This window comes from Litorilinea aerophila (assembly GCF_006569185.2).
GTDB lineage: Bacteria > Chloroflexota > Anaerolineae > Caldilineales > Caldilineaceae > Litorilinea > Litorilinea aerophila.
In genome coordinates, this window is the sequence record NZ_VIGC02000002.1 from 170694 (window position 1) to 191671 (window position 20978).

The 20978-nt window shown below is 67.3% G+C and carries 18 protein-coding genes; 11 read left to right on the top strand and 7 right to left on the bottom strand.

What is annotated here, in order from left to right:
• Window positions 1-228: 228 nt before the first annotated feature.
• From FKZ61_RS01955 to FKZ61_RS01965, 3 genes are read left to right on the top strand one after another with little or no spacing between them, the layout of a single operon-like run.
• Complete coding sequence (locus FKZ61_RS01955; RefSeq protein WP_170199091.1) at window positions 229-1194, top strand: GNAT family N-acetyltransferase; 966 nt, start codon at window positions 229-231, stop codon at window positions 1192-1194.
• Between the two features lie 51 nt (window positions 1195-1245).
• Entirely contained in the window at window positions 1246-2460 is a 1215-nt protein-coding gene (locus FKZ61_RS01960; RefSeq protein WP_141608385.1) for a serine hydrolase domain-containing protein, read from the top strand.
• 39 nt (window positions 2461-2499) lie between these two features.
• Window positions 2500-3483, top strand: a complete 984-nt coding sequence (locus FKZ61_RS01965; protein ID WP_141608386.1) for a BadF/BadG/BcrA/BcrD ATPase family protein — start codon at window positions 2500-2502, stop codon at window positions 3481-3483.
• 1133 nt (window positions 3484-4616) lie between these two features.
• Here FKZ61_RS01965 and FKZ61_RS01970 read toward each other — a convergent pair.
• Window positions 4617-5030 carry a DUF1801 domain-containing protein gene (locus FKZ61_RS01970; protein WP_141608387.1) on the bottom strand — a complete coding sequence of 138 codons (414 nt, stop codon included), beginning with the start codon at window positions 5028-5030 and terminating at the stop codon, window positions 4617-4619.
• A gap of 292 nt (window positions 5031-5322) precedes the next feature.
• Here FKZ61_RS01970 and FKZ61_RS01975 point away from each other — a divergent pair, with 292 nt between their 5' ends.
• Window positions 5323-5814 (top strand): peroxiredoxin family protein, encoded by a 492-nt coding sequence (locus tag FKZ61_RS01975; RefSeq protein WP_229964098.1) that lies wholly within the window; start codon window positions 5323-5325, stop codon window positions 5812-5814.
• Window positions 5815-5820: 6 nt separating this feature from the next.
• On the opposite strand, the gene surE is transcribed toward FKZ61_RS01975, so the two are convergent.
• The 5 genes from surE to FKZ61_RS02000 form a co-directional block, all read right to left on the bottom strand.
• Window positions 5821-6663, bottom strand: coding sequence for a 5'/3'-nucleotidase SurE (gene surE / locus FKZ61_RS01980; protein ID WP_141608390.1), 843 nt, complete (start codon window positions 6661-6663; stop codon window positions 5821-5823).
• 26 nt (window positions 6664-6689) lie between these two features.
• A complete protein-coding gene (locus FKZ61_RS01985; RefSeq protein ID WP_211358366.1) occupies window positions 6690-8489 on the bottom strand; it encodes an ABC transporter permease subunit in 1800 nt (599 codons plus the stop codon).
• 21 nt (window positions 8490-8510) lie between these two features.
• Window positions 8511-9254, bottom strand: coding sequence for a phosphonate ABC transporter ATP-binding protein (gene phnC / locus FKZ61_RS01990; protein ID WP_211358367.1), 744 nt, complete (start codon window positions 9252-9254; stop codon window positions 8511-8513).
• A gap of 273 nt (window positions 9255-9527) precedes the next feature.
• Complete coding sequence (locus tag FKZ61_RS01995; RefSeq protein WP_170199095.1) at window positions 9528-10625, bottom strand: PhnD/SsuA/transferrin family substrate-binding protein; 1098 nt, start codon at window positions 10623-10625, stop codon at window positions 9528-9530.
• 495 nt (window positions 10626-11120) lie between these two features.
• On the bottom strand, window positions 11121-12017 hold the full coding sequence (locus tag FKZ61_RS02000; protein WP_141608393.1) for a 1,4-dihydroxy-2-naphthoate polyprenyltransferase: 897 nt from the start codon (window positions 12015-12017) through the stop codon (window positions 11121-11123).
• Between the two features lie 297 nt (window positions 12018-12314).
• Here FKZ61_RS02000 and FKZ61_RS02005 point away from each other — a divergent pair, with 297 nt between their 5' ends.
• The 5 genes from FKZ61_RS02005 to FKZ61_RS02025 are packed head-to-tail and all read left to right on the top strand — an operon-like array spanning window position 12315 to window position 17363.
• The gene (locus tag FKZ61_RS02005) at window positions 12315-13520 is read left to right on the top strand and encodes a S41 family peptidase (protein ID WP_141608394.1); all 1206 of its coding nucleotides are present in this window, start codon (window positions 12315-12317) and stop codon (window positions 13518-13520) included.
• Window positions 13521-13562: 42 nt separating this feature from the next.
• Complete coding sequence (locus tag FKZ61_RS02010; RefSeq protein WP_141608395.1) at window positions 13563-14891, top strand: S41 family peptidase; 1329 nt, start codon at window positions 13563-13565, stop codon at window positions 14889-14891.
• Between the two features lie 14 nt (window positions 14892-14905).
• Window positions 14906-15388: an SsrA-binding protein SmpB gene (gene smpB / locus FKZ61_RS02015; protein WP_141608396.1), complete on the top strand. Its 483-nt coding sequence runs from the start codon at window positions 14906-14908 to the stop codon at window positions 15386-15388.
• A gap of 23 nt (window positions 15389-15411) precedes the next feature.
• The gene (gene tgt / locus FKZ61_RS02020; protein ID WP_141608397.1) at window positions 15412-16563 is read left to right on the top strand and encodes a tRNA guanosine(34) transglycosylase Tgt; all 1152 of its coding nucleotides are present in this window, start codon (window positions 15412-15414) and stop codon (window positions 16561-16563) included.
• A complete protein-coding gene (locus FKZ61_RS02025) occupies window positions 16560-17363 on the top strand; it encodes a class I SAM-dependent methyltransferase (RefSeq protein WP_141608398.1) in 804 nt (267 codons plus the stop codon). The genes tgt and FKZ61_RS02025 overlap by 4 nt, the downstream gene beginning before the upstream one ends.
• Before the next feature lie 331 nt (window positions 17364-17694).
• Here the strand turns inward: FKZ61_RS02025 and FKZ61_RS02030 are convergent, their stop codons facing one another.
• Window positions 17695-18768, bottom strand: coding sequence for a Gfo/Idh/MocA family protein (locus tag FKZ61_RS02030; RefSeq protein WP_141608399.1), 1074 nt, complete (start codon window positions 18766-18768; stop codon window positions 17695-17697).
• 33 nt (window positions 18769-18801) lie between these two features.
• Here FKZ61_RS02030 and FKZ61_RS02035 point away from each other — a divergent pair, with 33 nt between their 5' ends.
• Window positions 18802-20121, top strand: coding sequence for an MFS transporter (locus tag FKZ61_RS02035; RefSeq protein ID WP_170199097.1), 1320 nt, complete (start codon window positions 18802-18804; stop codon window positions 20119-20121).
• A 47-nt stretch (window positions 20122-20168) separates the two neighbouring features.
• Window positions 20169-20927 (top strand): phosphorylase family protein, encoded by a 759-nt coding sequence (locus tag FKZ61_RS02040; RefSeq protein ID WP_141608401.1) that lies wholly within the window; start codon window positions 20169-20171, stop codon window positions 20925-20927.
• Window positions 20928-20978: the final 51 nt, after the last annotated feature.

The window sequence follows — 20978 nt, forward strand, 5'->3', positions numbered from 1 at the left end:
AGACGCCTGCGGATTTCGTGGCGCGTAGTGGGTGGACCGACGGTGTAGCCCGCCTGCGCGCCAGACACAACGCAGCAACGCCCATCAACGGTTATCCCCCCACCGTTTCCAGAGCTCGGCAGTTCAAAAATCGGCAGCACGCACCGCCCGGCCCAACGCCCCGCCATGGCCAAGGCCGCCGCGCCGGCGCTGCCGGCTGCCTGAACCAGGAGCAGAATGACCCAGCGTATGACACGTCCCAAACTGACCCTTCAGCCCATCCAGCCAGGGGAGATCGGCCAGGCCACGGCCATGGCCACCGTGTGGAACGCGGCCTGCGGCGCCGACTGGATGATCTCGCCCCAGTTCGCCGCATCTGCCACCCGCCCGCCTGCGAACGGATGCCAGGCCGGACGCCTGGCGGTGGCAGATGGAGAACCCCTGGGCTTCGTCCTGGCCAGCACCCGGACCGCGCCGCCAGATGGCCCCACCTGGGGCTGGCTGGATGGGCTGGCGGTGACCCCGGCCGCGCAGGGCCAGGGCATCGGACGGCTCCTGGCCGATTGGGCCGAAGGGTGGCTGGCCGAACAGGGCTGCAGGACCGTCCAGGTGGGGGGTGGGAGCCGCTCCCTGGTGACCGGGCTGCCCACTGAGCTGGAAAGCCAGCCCTTCTTTGCCCGTCGAGGCTATGCGAAAACCCCGACGGAGGCCGAGGTGTGGGACATGGCCGCCAACCTGGCCGGCTACACGCCCCCCGCCGATCTGCCCGCCATCCCCGGACAGGTCCGGCCGGCCCATCCCGGGGACGCAGCCGCGCTGCTGGATTTCGTGCGCCGGGCGTTCCCCGACAGCTGGTACCCAGAGGTGGCCGAATTCCTGGCGGATGGCGGGCGGCCTTCCGACTTCATGCTCCTGTGGACAGAGCGGGGGGTGGATGGCTTCTGCCAGCTCACCTTCCTGGACTCCCGCCGCCCCCTGAACCGCTTCTACCCCTTCCGCCTGCCCCAGCCGTGGGGACACCTGGGCCCGGTGGGCGTCAGCGCCGACCGCCGGGGACAGGGCTTCGGACTGGCCCTGGTGGACGCGGGCCTGCGACGCCTCCACAACAACGGCGTCAACGGCTGCATTATCCATGGGGTGAGCCGGCCTGCCTCCCTGGCCCGCTTCGACTTCACGCCCCATCGCCCATATGCCCGTCTGCAAAAATCCCTCTGAGGGTCCTCCGCCGCCGGCGAGGGCCCCCAAACGTGCCACGGAACCCAGGCCATGAACTTCGCAACCCTTGACCGCATTCTGCAAGAGGCCGTCCCCACCGTCGCGCCGGCTGTGGTCTGCCGGGTGGAACAGGCCGGACAACTCCTCTACGAAGGCTGTTACGGCTGGCTGAACCCCATGCTCAAGACCCAGCCAGTCACCCCGGAGACCCTCTTCGACCTGGCCTCCCTCACCAAGCTCTTCACCGCCACCGCCTGCCTGCGCCTGCATGACGCGGGCAAACTGGCGCTGGATCAGCCCCTCGCCCGGTGGCTGCCCGCCTTTGCCGGCGAGCGCCCCATCGGGGAGACGGAAGATCCCCTGGAGAAGGTGGTGCAGCCGCCCCATCCCCGCTGGGCGGACAAGGGCCCGGTGGACGCGACCACCGTCACCCTCCGCCAGCTGTTGACCCACACCAGCGGCCTGCCCGCCTGGCGCAGCGTCTACCTGGCCTGTGGGCCGGCGCCGGCCCGGGGACCGGCGCACCGGGCCGAGATCCTGCGACGCCAGCAGGCGGGCCTCCAGGCCCTGGTCCAGTATCCCTTCGCCTACCCGCCCGGCCAGAGCTACCTCTACAGCGACATTGGGCTGATGCTGCTGGGGATGGCCCTGGCCCGGTGCAACGACGATGTGAGCCTGGCCGAGACCCTGGCCGAATGGGTGATGGAGCCCCTGGGGCTGCAGGCCTGCTTCAACCCGCCGGTCATTCTGTGGGATCAGGTAGCGCCTACTGAATATTGCCCCTGGCGGGAACGCCGCCTGCGGGGGGAGGTCCACGATGAGAACGGCGCCGGGCTGGGGGGCATCGCCGGCCATGCCGGCCTCTTCGGCACCGGGGCGGATCTCTGCCGGTTGGGACGCCTCTACCTGGCCGGCGGGGAAGGGCTGCTGCAGCCGGAAACGGTGGCCGAAAGCTGTCGAGTCCAGGTCGAAGTCGACGAGCCAGGCGCTCCCCTGCGCACACGTCTGCACGCCGAGCCCGCTGCAGCCATCCGCCGGGGGCTGGGCTGGATGCTCCGCAGCGGCGCCGAGCCCTCCTGCAGCCTGGCCTTTGGCCCCCGCAGCTTCGGCCACACCGGCTTCACCGGCACCTCCCTCTGGTGCGACCCGGATCGGGAGCTGGCGGTGGCGCTGCTGACCAACCGGGTCTACCATGGCCGGGATCCGGCAGCCATCACCCGGCTGCGGCCGGCGGTACACGAGGCGGTCATCGCGGCCCTGTCGTGAAGGCGAGTCAAAACGTCAACCGTGAGGCAATGAATCTCCATGAGTGCAGAGCGCACCATTGTGCTGGGCCTGGACGGCGGCGGCACCAAGACCGTCTGCGTGGCCTTGCCGTTGGCGGCCGGGCCGGACGAGGATACGATAGCCGGGCCGCGGATTTTGGGTCGGGGCCAACAGGGCTCCAGCAACTGGAACAGTGTGGGGGTGGAAGCGGCCCGGGCCCACTGCCAGGAGGCCATCCTGGAAGCTGTGGCGGCCGCCGGGGCCACCCTGGCGGATGTGGCGGCCATTTGTCTGGGGATGAGCGGTGTGGGCCGCCCGGCGGATCGGGCGCGGGTTCAGGAGTGGATGGCGGAGCTCTTGCCGTCCGCGTGCGCTGTCATCCACAACGACGCGGTGATTGCCCTGGCCAGCGGCACTGGGGGTGAGCTCTTTGGCGTTGTGGTCATCAGCGGCACCGGCATGATCGCCTATGGGGTGAACCGCCAGGGGTGCACCCGGCGGGCCGGCGGGTGGGGTGCCCTGCTGGGGGACGGCGGCAGCGGCTACGCCATTGGCGCGGCCATTCTGCGGGCCGTCACCCATGCGGCCGACGGCCGGGGCCCCCAGACGACCCTGCAGCCGGCCCTGTTGGCCCACCTGGGCCTGGAGCAGCCAGAGGAGCTGATCCGCTGGACCTATGACGACATCTCGTGGCACCGGATCGCCCGGCTGGCGCCCCTGGCTCTGGAGGCGGCGGCCCAGGGGGATGCGGTGGCGCAGGCCATCCTGGATGAAGCGGCCGAGGAGCTGGTGGCGGCAGTGCTGGCGGTGGCCCGGGGCCTGGGTTTGGCGGAGGGCCCGGAGCCCTTCCCCCTGATATTGGCCGGCAACCTGCTCCAGGCCGCCACTGGGCCGGGTCACCTGGCCGCCCGGGTGCGAGAGCGGGTGGGGCACCTGCTGCCCCAGGCCGTTGTGGGCCACCCGACCGTGGAGCCGGCCGTGGGTGCGGCGTGGCTGGCCCGGGCAGCCCTACAGGGGTCTTGATGATGTCGCCCACGCCAGGCGAGGAGGAACGTTCCTCCCCGCCTGGCGTTTTCGCGTGGGGTAGATTCGCGGAGCTCAGAATGATGAAAAGCTGAACTTGCGCTACTCCTGCGGTTCACGGCCACGTCATAAGTCCGGCCTCCTGGCCTCTCTGCGTGGCAGGGAGGCCATCATCCGCTTCGCCCCCAAGATAAATAAGACGCCTCTCACAAAGAAAAAAAGCCGCCCCACGGCGGCCTTTCAGCCCCTATCAGGATTTCTGCGGGAATTCCGGGCGGGGATTTTTTGTTTCGGCTCAAATGAACAACCGTTTCTTTGGCTCACTGGTCGCCATTGGTCGCAATCCCCTGGCGGGGATTTTTTGTTTCGGCTCATGGCGACCCGGTAAAGTAACCAACCCATAAAAAAACAGGTCGCAATCCCCTGGCGGGGATTTTTTGTTTCGGCTCAGAGACTTGTCCTGTTCATTTGCATTAGTGCGCTTTTGGTCGCAATCCCCTGGCGGGGATTTTTTGTTTCGGCTCCGTTGACCCACATGTTCAATTGGAGGTTGACCAGGTAGGTCGCAATCCCCTGGCGGGGATTTTTTGTTTCGGCTCCCCCTGATCGCGCCAGATTTGCCCGTTTTTCACCCCGAACCGTGGTTTTATCGCGCCACTTTTCGGCTCGCCCCCCCCTACAGGCCACTTTTCGCGGTGAAATGGACAACACAACCCCTCCAAACCTTCACAATCTGGCGCGATTTGACGCGTCTCCCTTCACCTGCCATACTTATTATACGTCCAGACGCCCCAGGCGTCAAACTCGATTTTTTCCCCCTCCCTAGGTCGTCACCATGTCCACACTCTGGCACCATCTGCAGCGTCTTCCCCACCGGGATTTGCGCGCCATGGCCACCCGCCTCTCTCTGCGCCGGAGCCATGTCAATCAAAAGGAGGCATGGGTGCAGACCATTCACGCGTTCTTGCTCTCCCCCCAGGCGCCCCCTCGTCTCCTCTCTTTGCTTTCCCCGTCCGCTCAGGTTGCGCTCCGGCGTCTTCTGGCTGTGGAGGCCCTGCCCACCGCCCTTTTTCTGGCCGAGTATGGACCCATCCGCCGGCCCACGCCCCAGCTTCCCGCCAGGGCCAAACCGGTCACCGGCCCGACATGTGGGCCACCGAACGACGAACCAACTCCGCCAGGACATCCAGATCCACGTCATCCAGGCGCCGCAGGTAGAGGCAGGATTTGCCCGTCTTGAACTTCCCCAGCCGGGCCAGGAGATCGCCGTACTGGTCAAAACCAGCCATGATGTAGACCGTCAAAGCCTGCTTCCGGGGTGCAAAGCCGGTCAACATCCAATCTCCCTCGTGACCGCTGGCATAACGGTAATGGTAGCGGCCAAACCCCACGATGCTGTCCCCCCAAAGGACCGGCTTCTCACCGGTCACCTCTGTCATCAGGCGCAACAGACGAAAACAATCTTCCCGCTTGCCCGGGTCGGGCACGGCCTGGAGATACGCCTCCACATCCCCGTCGGTGGGCCGGGTCTTGAGCGCGGCAGCCATGGACACCTCCTTCGTAGACGAAATCCCTCTCCCCGGATCAGAGGGGCCAGGGCGAACATAACCGGCGAGGGATACCCCAGGATACGCCGGAACGGGCCCAAAAGCAACCCCCGCCAATCCCGCCAATCCAGGAATCTCTGTTACCGACCGGAAAGGGCAGACCGGCTATGGTAGGCCACGGGCAGGGCCGCCTGCCGGCCCACTGCTACAGCCTGGCGTAAATACCACGGCAGAAAACAGCCGTTCCAACCCATTGGCCAAACCCATCAAGCCCATCAGGAGGAGCCCATCCATGCCCACCCAAAGCCGCTTTGTGCCCATCGGCACCCAGGCCCCAGACTTCACCCTGCCTGCCACCGATGGCAGCACCGTACGCCTGTCGGACTACCGGCAGCGGGCCCACGTGGTCTTGGTCTTTCTTCGGGGCTTCCAGTGACCCTTCTGCCGCCGGCATCTGGCGCAGTTGCGCCAGGACTATGGAGCGTTTCAGGCCCGGGGTGCGGAAATCCTGGCCGTCGCACCCGACACCCTGGAGCATGCCCGGGCCTTCCTGCAACAGAACCCCCTGCCCTTCCCCTGCCTGGTGGATGAATCCCACCAGGTCTTCGACCAGTACGACGTGCAACGCCGGTGGCTTTCCCTGGGCCAACGTCCCGGGCTCTTCCTCATCGACCGGGACGGCCTGGTCCGCTTTGCCTACGTGGGAACACAGCAGTGGGAGATCCCGCCCAACCGCCAGATCCTGGCCGAACTGGACCGCTTCCAGGAGGGCCCCGGCGGGTAGCCCGCCTCAGGCCGAAGAGTCCGGCTGTCCGTCGGCCTGCCAGGCTTGAAGCCGGGCACGAGCCACCCGGGCCGTGAAGTCCAGGGAGAGGGGCGTCACCGAAACCACCCCATCCAGCGCCACGGCCCGAATGTCCGAATCGGGCTCCAGCCGGGCAGGATCCAGGCGGGCCTCGAAGCCCATGGCCGCGGGCTCGTCCAGCCGACGCCGCCTGGGCGGAACGGGGTAAAAGTACCGCTGCCGGCTCAGCCGGGTCCAGCGGAAGGGCGTCGCCGGGGTGGCCTGGCCGGGCACATCGATCTTGAGCAGGTCCACCCCATCCGGCAGGCCCTGGGCCAGGATGGCCGCGGCGAAACGGCGGGTGAAGTGGGCCGCGGCGCCAAAATCCACCGCAGCCACATGGTTCAGGTAATGCTCCGGCGAGGTCTGCAGGGAGACGGCCAGCGCGGGGATGCGGAAGGAGGCCGCTTCCATGGCCGCGCCCACCGTGCCGGAGACGGTGATGCCCTCGCCCAGGTTTTCGCCGTAGTTGATGCCCGAGACCGCCAGGGCCACCGGCCGGGCCAGGGGCGGGGCCAGCTCCACCAGCGCATGCTCCACCACCTGGGCGGGGGAAGCCTCCACCGCGTAGGCCTGGAAGGTCTGGCCCGCCACTTCCAGCCGCCGGGCCAGGATACGGCCGCCGTTGCCCGGCGGCTTGGAGCGCCCCGCCGCGGTCTGTTGGCCCGCCGGCGCGGCGATGAGGAGGTCGCCCAGGGGGGCGCAGGCCGCCACGGCCGCCAGCAGCCCCAGGGAATCGATGCCGTCGTCGTTGGTGATAAGGATCAGGGGCCGTGGAGACGTGGTCATGATGGCGTGGTCATGGGGTGCACCCGTCAGATGGCCCGCTCCCGCAGCAGGGAGCTGATGTAGTCCATCAAGGAGACCACGATGGCGATGGCCAGGATCTGGGCGCTGGCCGCCCGGTAGTTCAGCAGGTTGATGTTCTGCTGCAGCAGGAAGCCGATGCCGCCGCCGCCGGCAAAGCCGATGATGGTGGACATGCGCACGTTGATGTCCCAGCGGTACATGGTGAAGGAGATGTACGGCGGGATGATCTGGGGGATCACCGCGTAGATGACCATCTGCATGCGGCTGGCGCCGGTGGCCAGCACCGCCTCCAGGGGGCCGGTCATGATGCTCTCCACCTGCTCCGAGTAGAGCTTGGCCAGGGCAGCCACGGTGTGCAGCCCCAAGGCCAGCACCCCGGCGAAGGGGCCAATCCCCACCCACACGGCAAAGACGATGACCATGATGAGGGCTTCCACCGACCGCAACGCGTTGAGGATGGTGCGGGTGACGCTGTAGATGGCCAGGCCCACGGGCAGGGGCGTCCGGTAGGGAACCCGCCAGGCCAGCACCAGGCCCGCCGCGGCCCCCACCAATGCCGGCCCGTAGTAGGTCAGCCACGGCTGGTTCAGCTGGTAGAACCAGTTGACCAGCGCCCCCAGCAAGAGGGCCAGGGTGGCGCCACCGGCCGCGGCCAGGAGCAGGTTCAGGGGCATCCCCAGCCGCTCCGGGAGCCGATCCACCAGGAGCTGGCCCACCCGGCCGGCCAGCCCGACGGCCAGGCCGGCGCCGATGAGGGCGCAGATGGGCACCAGGATCAGGCGCAGGATCTCCCCCAGGGTAGCCACAAAGGTGCCCAGGAAGGCGAAGGGTCCCAGCCAGGTGGCCAGGGCCTCCCCCAGCGCCATGGCCAGCTCTCCCAGGAGGTAGAGCATCAGCAGGATGCCCAGCAGGCTCACCAACAGCACCAGCACCTGGAGCAGCCGGTTGCCGCCGGAAGGGGGCGTGGCATCTTCCTGGGGCAGCCCCCAGCGCAGCGCGCCCCAGACCACCACCGGCGTGACGATGAGGCCGCCCAGGTTCAGGGCCAGGCTGGTGGTCAACACCTGGCTCAGGGACGCGATCCAGCCGGCCAGCCCGGCCCCCACCAGGACCCCCACGGGCGCGGCCAGCAACGACAGGGAGAGGCCGGGCAGGGAGGAGCGGACCATGCGCATCAGGTTGCGGGCGGCAAAGAAGCTGATGGGCACCGCCAGCAGGGTCCCCAGGGTGGTGGCCAGCAGGGCCATGAAGACCGTCTCGATGATCTTGTCGATGGTGTCGATGCCGTTCTGGGAGAGGCGAGGCAGGCCCACGTTGCGCCGGGTCACCGCCCGCAGCAGTTGAGGCTCCGGGCTGGTGCGGTTGCGCAGGCGCACGGTCATCACAAAGTGGCCGTTGCGGTCGGTCTCGATGCGCCCCAGGGAGAGGGAGACGCCGCTGGGCGGGATGAAGTTGAGGGGGCCGCTGGTGTTGGGGGCAAAGTTGAAGCCCTCCACCGTGATCTCCGCCCCCGGGTCCGCGCAGGGCGGGGTGACCACCATGTAGGGCGCGCCCGGATCCGCGGGCTCCGGGGGTGTGACGCCGCCCGGCGGACAGGGGACGTAGATGGGCACCTCCACCTGGAACTCCTGCTGTTCGTAGGTGAAGAAGTCCGGGCGGGCCAGGGCCCGGAGGATGCGGGTCAGGGATTCCTGGCGCGTGGGTGAGCCCAGCTCGGCCAGGTTAACCTGGGTCACCGAAAAGCCGTAGGCGTAGACCACAATGGCCGCCACAATACCGACGGCCAGCAAGAGGGAACGTTTCATGGGCAGCTCATGGGTGTTGGTTCATCCGACCCGCTCCGCCTCCTGGCCGTAGATTTCCTTGAAGCGGGCGTCGTCGATCTCTTCGGGCAGGCCGTCGAACATGAGACGGCCCTGGTTCAGGGCCAGCACCCGGTCGGCGTAGCGATGGACCAGGTCCAGGAAGTGGAGGCTGCAGATGACGGTCACGCCGTCCTCCCGGTTGATCTCCTCCAGGTGCTGCATGATGCTGTGGGCCAGCACCGGGTCCAGGCTGGCCACGGGCTCGTCGGCCAGGATCATGTCCGGATCCTGCATCAGGGCCCGGGCGATGCCCACCCGCTGCTGCTGGCCGCCGCTGAGGGCATCGGCCCGGCTGTTGGCCTTGTCCGCCAGGCCGACCCGGGCCAGCTGCTCTCGGGCCTTGGCGATGTCCTCCGGCGGGAAGCGGTTGAAGAGGCTCCAGACCGGGTTGACGTAGCCCAGGCGGCCGGTCAGGACGTTGGTCAGCACGGTGGAGCGGTGGACCAGGTTGAAGTGCTGGAAGACCATACCGATGCGCCGGCGGATGCGCCGCAGCTCTGCGTCGTTGGCCGCGGTGACGTCGATGCCGTCGAAGATGATGCGGCCGCTGGTGGGCTCCACCAGGCGGTTGATGCAGCGCAGGAGGGTCGATTTGCCCGAGCCGCTCAGGCCGATGACGGCCAGGAACTGGCCCCGGGGCACGGTGAAGCTGACGTCGTCCAGGGCGAGCACGCCGTTGGGGTAGATCTTGGTCAGGTGTTCCACACGCAGGATGGGATCCATAGACAGGCCTGGCGTCGTTCTTATTTCTGATGTGGTGCGTGGTGCGTAATGCGCGATCGACGACCATGCATTACGCACCACGTCCCACGCTTCTCCTCTAGGTGACGTCTAGGTGATGCGACGGTAGGTGACGCGACAGTGATAGTCAATCCTGGCTGAAATGCGCCGAACGTTTCCACCAGAGGTAGGACCGCCGAATTTCAACCGCGGTATTTACCCAGACTGTAGTAGACGTTTTTTCCGCAGCGTCCGCCTTTATTGACCCAGGTCCTCCAGGCTCATGCCGGAGACCTCGATCATCTTGCGGACCACGTCGTACTCCTCGTCCGAGGCCGGGGCGATGCCGGTCCAGCCGTAGAAGTCCTGGTTACCGATGGATTCGTTCCAGGCTTCCGTCTGGGAGAAGGCGATCAGGGCCTCCTCGATCTGGCTGCGCAGCTCGGCCGGGAACTGGGGCGAGAAGGAGAGGGTGTCGTTGGGAATGGGCGGCGAGATGGCCAGGATGCGGATCTTCTGGACCACGTCCGGGGCTTCCTGGCGCAGGCTGGCCCGGGCATCCAACACCCGCCAGCCGTCGCACATCAGCCGGCTGCCATCCTCGGTGACGGCACACTCGTCCACCAGCTCGTCGGGGATGTCCGGCGGGTCGCCGGGCTGCCACGGGGGTTCACCCTCGGGCTTCAGGGGCGGGCTGTAGAAGGTGCTGGCGAAGTCCGCCTGCTCCAGGTAGACCGCCCGCACCGCGCCGGTGTGGCCACCGGCTTCCAGGGTTTCGCCCGGCTGGATGTTGTTCTCCGCCAGCATGGGGAGGATGGCCAGGTAGCCGGAGGTGGAGCCGGCATCCGGGTAGGCCCACTTCTTGCCGTTCAGGTCGGCCAGGGTCTGGATGTCGCCATCCCGGCGCACCAGGATCTGGGCCCAGTAAACGTCCCAGCCAAAGCGGATGGCCTTGAAGGCCACGTCCACCCCGCAGAGCTGGTTGGCCAGCACGTAGCCCAGGCCCGGGATGAAGCCGATGGAGTCGGTGGGCGAGGCGCACATCTCCTCGATGGTGGCTGCGTAGGAGGTGGGCACGCTCACGGTGAAGTGGAGGCCGGTGGCCTCGTTCAAGGCCTGGGCCATGATCTCACCGCCGCTGACGATGACCTGGGCGTCCACCGACGGAACGAAGAAGACCTTGATGGGGTGGGCTTCAGAGCCGATGTCTGCAGCTTCACCGGTGGCCTCGGCCGTGGGCTCCGGTGCGGCCGCACCTTGAGGGGCCGGCGTCACCACTGGCGCGCAGGCGCTGAGGACCAGGACCAGCAGGAGCAACAGGGCTCCAACCTGGAAACGGGTGCGTTTCAGTTGCATATCCATCTCCTTTGCAAAGGCAAGAAAAGAAAAATAGCGGGACGATGGAACCCATGGGGAACAAACGCGGGTTTCTCTGTCTGTGGACAACCATGTCGGCAACGCCATACCTGCCCGACCCTATGGTAATCCAAGTTCAGCCAACATGCAACACAACATTTCCAATCCGCGCGGATGGCACCCGTTCCCGTAGGGGCGGGCCCCCGTGCCTGCCCGCTGTCGCCACACCCCGGCCGGTGAAGGAACGGCGACGGCTGCGCCATAGGTAGGGGCGAATCATGATTCGCCCCTGCCGCCTACGATGGGGTACACTCCTCCGGTAGCCGGTTCCCCGCAGAACCGGCCACCCCCGGCGGGCCAGAGACCCGCCCTACGCACCCCTGGTACCCAATCCGCACCAATGCGCCTCACCGTAGGGGCGGCCTCCAGCCGCCCGATTGCGCCACACCCCGGCCGGTGAAGGAACGGCCACCCCCGGCGGGCCAGAGACCCGCCCTACAGCAGCCAGCCCAGCGCGAACAGCAGGCTGAACAACAGGCTCAGCCGCGCGGTGCCGGCCAGGGTGGCGTTGAGGGTGGGACCATCCTGGGCTGTCAGCACATTGCGCCCCAGGGGCATGGTCAGGGGCAGGGTCAGCCAGGGCAGGAGCACCCAGGCGCTGCCCTGGCCGGCCAGCCAGATGCCCAGCACCACCAGGTACGCGCCGGCCAGCAGCAGGAAATACTCGGCCCGGGTGCCCCGCCGCCCCAGCATCACCGCCAGGGTTCGCTTGCCGGCTCGCCGATCGGTCTCGATGTCCCGCAGGTTATTGACCACCAGGATGGCGGTCACCAGCAGGCCCACAGGCACAGCGGCGGCCACCACCACCGGCCGCAGGGTCAGGGCCTGGACGTAGTAGGTCCCACAAACGGCCACCAACCCGAAGAAGAGGAAGACGAAGAGGTCGCCCAGGCCGTGATAGCCGAAGGGAAACGGCCCCCCGGTGTAGGCGATGGCCGCGAGGATGGAGAGGACGCCGATGGCCAGGATGGGCCAGCCTCCCACCGCGATGAGGTAGAGGCCCACCAGCGCGGCCAGGCCAAAGACCACCATCATCCCGACCCGCATGGCCGCCGGGGTGATGAGGCCGCTGGCGGTCACCCGCACGGGCCCCAGCCGATCGCCGGGGTCGGCGCCTTTGAAGAAGTCGAAGTAATCGTTGGCGAAGTTGCTGCCGATCTGGAGCAACAGGGCGCCGGCGGCGGCGGCCAGGGCAGGCCCGGCGGCAAAGGCGTCGTGGGCGTGGGCCAGGGCAGTGCCCACCAACACTGGCCCCACCGCGGCCGGCAGGGTTTTGGGGCGGGCAGCCATGAGCCAGGCTCGATGAGGGGCGATGGTGCGGGTCGTGTTCATGGGTGCTGCTCCGTCTCTCTGCTCCGTAATTGCATTCCATTATTGTATAATGGAACCTGTACTGCGGTCCGATAGAAAATTGTACTTCATGATAGCGTAAATTGTGGATGCATCCCTAAATTCAGCAGTTCACGATTTCGACGCGGAGTCGGCATCCTCAGATGCCGACCCAGGCGGGACAGCGCCGCATCTGAGGATGCTCACTCCACAAATGGGCAATGGGCAACAATCGTGAAGCACTGAAATTGGCAGATGCTTGGGGCACGGCTGCGGCTGTGGTAGAATCGATGGCTACTTATGCGTGCATCTAAACTGTTCATCTACCTGGGGCTGGTCTCCTGCCTGCTCCTGGCCTTCGGCATTGGGTATATCAGCTACCCACTGCTCCATACGGCCCCGGACCCCACCGGGCGGTCGACGACAGAGGATGACCCGGAACTGGCCCTCTATCGGGAAGCCGTCCGGCTGCTGCAGCGAGACTTCTACGGCCGGCAGCCCACGGCCACCCAGCGCATCTACGGCGCCATCCGTGGCATGGTGGAAACTTATAACGACCCGTACACGTTCTTTGTGGAGCCACACCCCCGAGAGCTGGAACGGGACGAGCTGCGGGGCAGCTTCGGCGGCATCGGCGCCGAGATCGAGGAGGGCCCGGATGGCTTCCTCCTCCACCCCCTGCCGGACCAGCCCGCCGCCCAGGCCGGCGTGGAGGATGGCGACCTGCTCCTGATGGTGGACGACCAGGAGATCACCCAGTCCATGACCCTGAACGAGGTGGTGGCCCTGGTGCGGGGACCGGTGGGCTCCCAGGTCAGCCTGGTGTTGCGCCGCCAGCAGGGCGACACCAGCGAAGAGCTGACCGTCCAGATCACCCGGGTCCAGATTGAGACGCCCACCATCGAGTTTCAGCTGCTGGAGAGCTCGACCCAAGGAGGCGCCATCGGCTACATCCGCCAGAGCCTCTTCAGCGAACGCAGCCCCCAGGAGATGCGCCAGGCCATCGAGACCCTGCTGGCGCAGGGCGCGGATCGCTTCATCCTGGACCTGCGGGGCAACCCGGGCGGGCTGGTGGACGCCGCGGTGAAGATCGCCGACCTCTGGCTGGACGGCGGCCCCATCGTCATCGAGCGCCGGGCCGACGGCAGCGAGGAAGTCCTGAGCGCCCAGCCAGGCACCCTGGCGGACGACGCGCCCCTGGTAGTCATCGTGGACGGCGGCTCGGCCAGCGCCAGCGAGATCGTGGCCGGCGCCCTGCAGGACCGGGGGCGGGCCACCCTGGTGGGCGAGAAGACCTTCGGCAAGGGCAGCGTTCAGCTGATCCATGAGCTGTCGGACAGCAGCAGCCTGCACATTACCTATGCCCAGTGGTTCACGCCCAACCGCCACCAGATCAGCGACCAGGGCTTGACGCCCGACATCCTCGTGGCCGCCGGCGAGGATCCCCTGCCCGCCGCCATCGCCGCGGTGGATCGGGCAGCCGTGGCCCGGGCGCCGGCCGACTGAGCCCCAGCAGGGCAGACCGTTCCGCGGAGCGTTTTTCTCAGCATGAAAGTCGATACAATGATTCCAGAGCAAAAATCAACCAACGGCCTGATCACCGGCCAGCGAATCGTCCTGGGCTGTGTGGCTGTGATGATCCTGACCGCCACCTTCCTCATCGGCCTGGGCATGGGCTATGGCCTGGGGAACTGGCGCGCGTCCGCCCTTATCCCCTGGGGAGGGCCGGTCATCGGCCAGCCCAGCTCCTCTGATGCCGACACCCGGTCGGCACGGGAGCGCCTGGCAGAAGAGTTCGACGTCTTCTGGGAGGCCATGGACCTCCTCTACCGGGACTACTACGGCGAACTGCCCGACCCGGAATCGGCCACCTACGGCGCCATCCGAGGCGTGCTCAACCTGCTGGATGACCCCAACACCTCCTTCATGACGCCCGAGGAGGCCGACTTCTTCCGCACCAACATCGAGGGCAGCTTCGAGGGGATCGGCGCGCGGGTGGCCTGGGATTCGGAGGCCAACACGGTGATCATCACCGAGCCCTTCGAGAACCAGCCGGCCTGGAACGCGGGCCTGCGCCGCAACGACCTGATCCTGGCCGTGGACGGGGAAAGCCTGGTGGGCACCGACCTCACCTACGCGGTGCAGAAGATCCGGGGGCCCAAGGGCAGCAAGGTGATCCTCACCATCCAGCGGGAAGGGGTGGAAGAGCCCTTCGACGTGGAGGTGATCCGGGATCGCATCGAGATCCCCACCATCAGCACCGAGGCCCTGGGCGAAAACGGCCAGATCGCCTACGTGCGCCTCAACAGCTTCAACGAAAACGCCGGCCAACTGGTGCGGGAGGCGGTCAACGACGCGGTGAAGCGGGAGGCCCAGGCCCTGATCCTGGACCTGCGGGGCAACACCGGCGGCCTGCTGCGGGAGGCGGTCAAGGTGGCCAGCGTCTTCCTGCCAGAGGACCAGACCGTGCTGCTGGAGCGCTTCAGCGACGGATCGACGGAAGTCTACAAGACCACCGGCAACCCTGTGGCCACCGACATCCCCATGGTGGTCCTGGTCAACGGCGGCAGTGCCAGCGCCAGCGAGATCGTGGCCGGCGCCTTGCAGGACACGGGGCGGGCGGTGCTGGTGGGCACCACCACCTTCGGCAAGGGCAGCGTCCAGTTGCCCCACACCCTGAGCAACGGCGCCATCCTGCGGGTCACCATCGCCCGCTGGTACACGCCCAATGACCGCTCCATCGACGGCGTGGGCCTGGAGCCGGACTACGTGGTGGAGGTCAGCGAAGAAGAACAGTCCGCCGGCGAGGATCCCCAGCTGGACATGGCGGTGCAGCTCCTCACAGAACAGCTTTCGGCGGAGCCAGGAGCGGAGTAACCGGACAATACACCATGAGCAAGAAAAACAACCAGGCGCCGGCCCGGGGACCACGCACGGTGGCCACCAACCGCAAGGCGCGCCACGAATATTTCATCGAAGAGACCTACGAGGCGGGCATCGCGCTCACGGGCACGGAGATCAAGTCCGTGCGCATGGGCCGGGTCAACCTGCAGGACGGCTTCGTCTTGATCCGCAACGGCGAGGCCTTCCTGATGAACGTCCACATCGCCCAGTACGAGCAGGGCAACCGCTTCAACCACGACGAGACCCGCCCCCGGAAGCTGCTGCTCCACAAGCAGGAGCTGCGCCGCCTCCACAGCCAGGTCACCCAACGGGGCTGGACCATCGTGCCCCTGCGCATGTACATCAACGAACGGGGGTTGGCCAAGGTGGAGATCGCCCTGGTGCGGGGCAAACAGCTCCATGACAAGCGGGCCACCATCGCCAAACGGGAGACCGAACGAGAGCTGCGCCGCATGTTGAAGAACTATTGAAGCCACGGCCGAAGCTGACCACCATGCCCGCATCTGTTCCCGCCTCCTCTGCCGGCGGCCCGCCTGCCGCCCAGCTGGCCCTGCCCCACGGCGCCCTCCAGTTGCCGGCTTTCCTGCCCGACGCCACCCTGGGCGTGGTGCGGGCCGTGGACAGCGTGGATCTCTGCCACTGTGGCGTCCAGGCCCTGGTGATGAACACCTTCCACCTGATGCAGCACCCGGGCTCGTCCACGGTGCAGGCCCTGGGTGGCCTGCACCAGATGTGTGCCTGGCCCCGCCCCATCGTCACCGATTCGGGCGGCTTCCAGGCCTATTCCCTGATCCGCCAGAATGCCCGCTACGGCTCCCTCACCGACAACGGCATTCTCTTCCGGCCCGAGGGCAGCCGGCGCAAGCTCCAGTTGACGCCGGAGAAGTGTGTTCAGCTACAGCTCAGCTATGGCGCGGACGTGGTCATGTGCCTGGACGACTGCACCCACGTGGACGATCCCCTGGAGAGCCAGGAGGAGTCGGTGCGGCGCACCATCCTCTGGGCCCGCCGCTGCAAAGCGGAGTTCCAACGGCTGCTGGACCAGAAGCAGCCGGCCCAGCGCCCTCTGCTCTTCGCGGTGATTCAGGGGGGCGGCTCCCGGGAGCTACGCCGCCGCTGCGCCGAGGCCCTGCTGGAGATGGGGTTCGATGGCTACGGCTATGGCGGCTGGCCCCTGGACAGCCAGGGGAACCTGCTGGAGGAGCTGCTGGCTTACACCCGCTCGCTGATCCCGGCCGACTATCCCATGCATGCCCTGGGGGTGGGGCACCCCCGCAGCATCGCCGCCTGTGTGCGCATGGGCTACAGCCTCTTCGACTCCGCCCTGCCCACCCGGGACGCCCGCCATGGCCGGCTGTACGTCTGGGAAGGCGATGGGGATGACAGCGACGGCCACGGGGCAGCCGGGGGCGATCGCTTTCGCTTCCTCTACATCAACGATGCCCGGCACATCAAGGACGGCCGCCCCCTCTCCGCCACGTGCGACTGCCTCACCTGTACCCACTACGCCCGGGGCTACCTGCACCACCTCTTCAAACAGGGGGACACCACCTACGTCCGGCTGGCCACCATCCACAACCTGCGCTTCATGGCCCGCCTCATGGCCCACCTGCGTGAATCCCATCAGTCGCCTGCTGCGCCATGAACCCGAACCCGGAACTGCTGGCCCGCCTGGTGGAACAGGTCCTGGCCAGCAAGAAGTATGCCACCATCCAACCAGAGCTCATCCGCACCATCGGCGCCCAGGAGCTGGCCAAACGCCGCAGCCTGAAGGAGGCGGTCAAGGCTACCCGAAACAAGCTCCACCAGACGGTGGGCGCCTACCGGGAGGGCCAGGCGCCCTCGTACGACGCCTGGCTGGCCCAGCTCCACCAATGCCCGCCAGCCGAACGGAGCCAGCTCTGCCGTCGACTCCTCACCCACCACGCCTCCACCCGAGAGCGGCTGCCCATCCTGGACGAGTTTTATGGCCGGCTCTTTGCCGGACTGCCGCCCATCCGCACCCTCCTGGACCTGGCCTGTGGCCTCAACCCCTTGACCGCGCCGTGGATGGGGCTGCCGCCGGGCACCCGCTACCTGGCCTGGGATGTGGACTACGCGCAGATGGCTTTTCTGCAACAGGCGCTGGCCCTGCTGGGGGTGGCCGGAGACGTGGCCATCCACAACCTGCTGGCCCCCCTGCCCCCCCACCAGGCCGACGTGGCCCTGCTGCTCAAGACCCTCCCCTGCCTGGAGCAGGTGGACAAAACCATCGGACTCCGCCTGCTGGACGGCATCCACGCGCCGGTGATCTTTGTCTCCTTCCCGGCCCAGAGCATCGGCGGGCGCGCCAAGGGCATGGCCGCCAACTACACGGCCCACTTCCTGGAGCTGGTCGCCTCCCGCCCCTGGGCCGTGACCCGCTTCGACTTCGCCACCGAGGTGGTCTTCCGGGTGGTCAAGTGAAAGCAGAAGAGAACCGCATCGGAGTGCTTCATGGGCCTCCATGGCACGGTAGGGGATGAACAATCGGCACGATCCGTAGGTCACCCATCCCTGCGTGACAGGGGTTTAGGTCACGCAGAGTGCGGATGTCCGGCCAGGAGACCGGACCTACCGCCCGGGTCCATCCGTGATTCATCCACGCCCCATTTTTTCAGGGCCGGGTGAACAATCGGCACGATCCGTAGGTCACCCATCCCTGCGTGACAGGGGTTTAGGTCACGCAGAGTGCGGATGTCCGGCCAGGAGACCGGACCTACCCACCCGGGTCCATCCGTGTTCATCCGTGCCCCGTTCAGACCACCCGCGGCGGCGTGACGGCGCGCCCCTCTTCCGCCGCCTGCAGGATGGCCTCCATCACAGCCAGATCCTGGAGGGCCTCCTCCGGCGGGTTGCGGTGGCCCTGGCCCAGGCGAATGGCGTCGGCAAAGGCAGCCAGCTCCACCTCCACCCCGTTGAAGCCCGGACAGGTCAGGCGCCGGGTCTCCCCGTTGGCCACCACCTCCACTTCCCGCCGCTGCACCCGCAGGCAGCCCAGCTCGCCGGCGATGTGCAGCAGGGGCGGCCATGGCGTCCCCGTGGCATAGGTGGCCAGGTACGCCCCCAGGACGCCGTTCTCGAAGCGCAGGGTGGCGCTGACCGTGTCCGCCGGAGGCAGGGCTGGCGAGTTCTGGACCAGGGCGGCGGTCACCTCCTCGATTTCTCCCAGGATCAGCCGCAAGGCAGCCACATGATGGATGCCACCATCTAAAATGAATCCGCCGGGGAACGAACTATCCCGCCGCCACGTCGTGTGATAGTATTTACTGTTGGCCGTGATGGGCGTGTAGATGGCCCAGTGGCAGGTGAGGGGCCGGCCGATGGCCCCTTCCCGGATCAGCCGGGCCGCCAGGAGGAAGGCCTCTTCATAGCGCCAGTTCTCGCCCACCATCCAGACGGGGGTGGGATGTTGCCGGCGTTGCGCCAGGAGTGCCTGGCCCTGGGCCACATCGGGCGCGATGGGCTTTTCGCTGATGACATGTTTGCCGGCGGCCAGGCACTGGGCCACCACGCCCGGCATGACCGGGATGGGCAAGGCCACATCCACGGCTTCGATGTCGTCCCGGGCCAGCAGGGCCTCCAGGTCGGTGTACAGATCCACCGGATGGGGCAGCTGCTGGGCCAGGGCCGCGGCGGTGGCCTCGGTGCGGCTGTAGATGGCCACGATCTGGAAGCGCTCCGGCAGGCGCAGGAGCGAAGGCAGGTGGGCATCCCGGACAAAGATGCCCGCGCCCACCAGGGCAAGGCGGACCGGCGGGCCATCGAAGGACGGAGCGGCAGACATTTCGGCCGCCTGGTGGCGAGGATCGGAAGTTTCGTCTTTTTTCATGGCGCTCTTTCCAGGGAATTTTGGAGAATGCACGTGTCTGTTTCCATAGCCAAGGGCTCGCCGGTCCAGAAGGCCGTACCGGCGGAGTATCGGGCCCGTTTCTTACACCTGTACTGGGACATCGCCTGGTTCGGCATCCTGGCGGGCAGCAGCATGGCCTTCCTGTCGGTCTACGCGGCCCGGCTGGGGGCGGATGCCTTCCAGATCGGCCTGCTGAACGCGGGTCCGGCTGCAGTGGGCCTCCTCTTTACCATGCCGGCGGGGCACTGGCTGCGCCGCCGCTCCGTGGGAAAGGCCGTCTTCTGGTCGGCCGTGGCCGGGCGGATCCACTACCTGTGGTGGATCTTTCTGCCCCTGCTGCTGCCGGCCCAGAGCCAGATCTGGCTCTTCATTCTGTTGGTACTGCTCATGACCATCCCAGGGACGGTGTTGGCGGTGGGGTTCAACGCGCTCTACGCCGCCGCGGTGCCGCCGGAATGGCGAAGCCATGTGGTGGGGATCCGCAACGCGCTGCTGTCCCTGGTCTACGTGGCCACCTCCTTGCTCTGCGGTTACATCCTGGACCACACGCCCCTGCACACGGGCTATGCCATCATCTTCGGGCTGGGCTTTGTGGGCGCTGTCATGAGCACCGTCCACCTCTGGTTTCTGCGCCAAACCACGCCCGAAGAGCAGCCTGAGGAGGAGGCCATCCGGGCCCCCCTGGGCGACTTTGCCCGCCCCGGCCACATCCGCCTGCTGGGGCTGAACCTGCGCACCGCGGTGGGGCTGCGGGCCTTCACCCGGGGCCGGGACCTGCTGCGGCTGGAGGTGCTGCAAGGCCGCTATGGCCGGGTGGTGGCGGCCATGTTCGCCTTCCACTTCGCCCAGTACCTGCCCATCCCCATCTTCCCCCTCTACTGGGTGGAGCAGCTCCACTTCAACGATGGGTCCATCAGCCTGGGCACGGCGGCCTTTCACCTGGCGGTGCTGCTGGGTTCCCTGCAGCTGGCCCGCTTGAGCCAGTGGTGGGGCAACCACCGGCTGACGGTGGTGGGGGCCCTGCTGTTGAGCAGCTACCCCCTCCTGACGGCCTTCACCCCTGGGCTCGGCCTCTTCCTGGTCACCTCCCTGATCGGCGGGGTGGCCTGGTCCATGGTGGGTGGATCCCTGGGCAACTACCTGCTGGAGCAGATCCCCCCCACGGATCGGCCGGCCTACCTGGCCTGGTACAACCTGGCCCTGAACGCGGCCATCCTGTTGGGTTCCCTGAGCGGATCCCTGCTGGCAGAGGTCTTCACCCTTTCTGAAGCCCTGCTGGTGGCCTTTGTCCTGCGCCTGGCTGCGGGCCTTGCCCTCTGGCAGTGGCGCTGATATCATCATACTGCATCCGGCGCCAAAGCCGAAGAGATGGATCGATTATGACGAAAGCGAACCTGCTCCTGCTCCTGGCTGTTCCGCTGCCACCCATGGCCCTGGACATCCTGGGGGAGCTCCAGGCCGAACAGACCTTGCAGACCCCCTACGGCGCCTTCGGGCCCCTGGCCCTGCGGGCCCCGGCAGAAGGGCCGGCCGTTTGGGTGCAGCCCTATACCGGCCTCCCCTCGCGGACGGACCCGCGCGCGGCCATCTACGCCTGCCGGGCGCTGGGGGTACAGCGCATCCTGGCCTGGGACATGGCTGTGGCCCTGAATCCCCTGCTGCGTCGAGGTGCGCCGGCCATCGTCACCGACTACATCGACTTCACCAGCCAGCTCCCCACCACCTTCTACGAAACGGAGGTGGCGCCCGAGGTGGATCCGGAGCAGGTGGCCCAGCGGCCAGCCTTCTGCCCGGAGATGACCGCAGCCCTGCGCCAGGTCCTGCCCGGGGTGCCCGAAGTGGTCTACCTGGGCGTGGATGGCCCCCGGCGGGAAACGCCGGCCGAGGCTCGCATGTTTCGCCTCTGGGGAGCGGATGTGATCGGCCAGAACATGGTGCCGGAGGTTTCCCTGGCCCAGGAGATGGAGCTCTGCTTTGCCGGCCTGGTGACCGTGGCCAGCACCGGGGCCGACCGCCCGCCGGCCGAGCCCCACGGCGAGGTACGGGCCAGCCTGGGCGTGATCGCGGACCTGCTGCCCACCCTGGCATCCCTGCTGGCGCCGCCCTACGCCTGCCAGTGCGCTTCAACCCCGGCCTGAAGGGGATAAATAGATTTGCCGATGTTTGTGCTGGAGATGTTGACCGTTCTA

Bases quoted from the DNA above. Each gene is read 5' to 3' on its own strand.
- surE (WP_141608390.1), bottom strand. From the start codon at position 6,663: ATGACCACGTCTCCACGGCCCCTGATCCTTATCACCAACGACGACGGC.
- smpB (WP_141608396.1), top strand. From the start codon at position 14,906: ATGAGCAAGAAAAACAACCAGGCGCCGGCCCGGGGACCACGCACGGTG.
- FKZ61_RS01965 (WP_141608386.1), top strand. From the start codon at position 2,500: ATGAGTGCAGAGCGCACCATTGTGCTGGGCCTGGACGGCGGCGGCACC.
- FKZ61_RS01970 (WP_141608387.1), bottom strand. From the start codon at position 5,030: ATGGCTGCCGCGCTCAAGACCCGGCCCACCGACGGGGATGTGGAGGCG.
- FKZ61_RS01985 (WP_211358366.1), bottom strand. From the start codon at position 8,489: ATGAAACGTTCCCTCTTGCTGGCCGTCGGTATTGTGGCGGCCATTGTG.
- FKZ61_RS02000 (WP_141608393.1), bottom strand. From the start codon at position 12,017: ATGAACACGACCCGCACCATCGCCCCTCATCGAGCCTGGCTCATGGCT.
- FKZ61_RS01955 (WP_170199091.1), top strand. From the start codon at position 229: ATGACACGTCCCAAACTGACCCTTCAGCCCATCCAGCCAGGGGAGATC.
- FKZ61_RS02010 (WP_141608395.1), top strand. From the start codon at position 13,563: ATGAAAGTCGATACAATGATTCCAGAGCAAAAATCAACCAACGGCCTG.
- FKZ61_RS02025 (WP_141608398.1), top strand. From the start codon at position 16,560: ATGAACCCGAACCCGGAACTGCTGGCCCGCCTGGTGGAACAGGTCCTG.
- tgt (WP_141608397.1), top strand. From the start codon at position 15,412: ATGCCCGCATCTGTTCCCGCCTCCTCTGCCGGCGGCCCGCCTGCCGCC.
- FKZ61_RS02030 (WP_141608399.1), bottom strand. From the start codon at position 18,768: ATGAAAAAAGACGAAACTTCCGATCCTCGCCACCAGGCGGCCGAAATG.
- FKZ61_RS02005 (WP_141608394.1), top strand. From the start codon at position 12,315: ATGCGTGCATCTAAACTGTTCATCTACCTGGGGCTGGTCTCCTGCCTG.
- FKZ61_RS01995 (WP_170199095.1), bottom strand. From the start codon at position 10,625: ATGCAACTGAAACGCACCCGTTTCCAGGTTGGAGCCCTGTTGCTCCTG.
- FKZ61_RS01960 (WP_141608385.1), top strand. From the start codon at position 1,246: ATGAACTTCGCAACCCTTGACCGCATTCTGCAAGAGGCCGTCCCCACC.
- FKZ61_RS02040 (WP_141608401.1), top strand. From the start codon at position 20,169: ATGACGAAAGCGAACCTGCTCCTGCTCCTGGCTGTTCCGCTGCCACCC.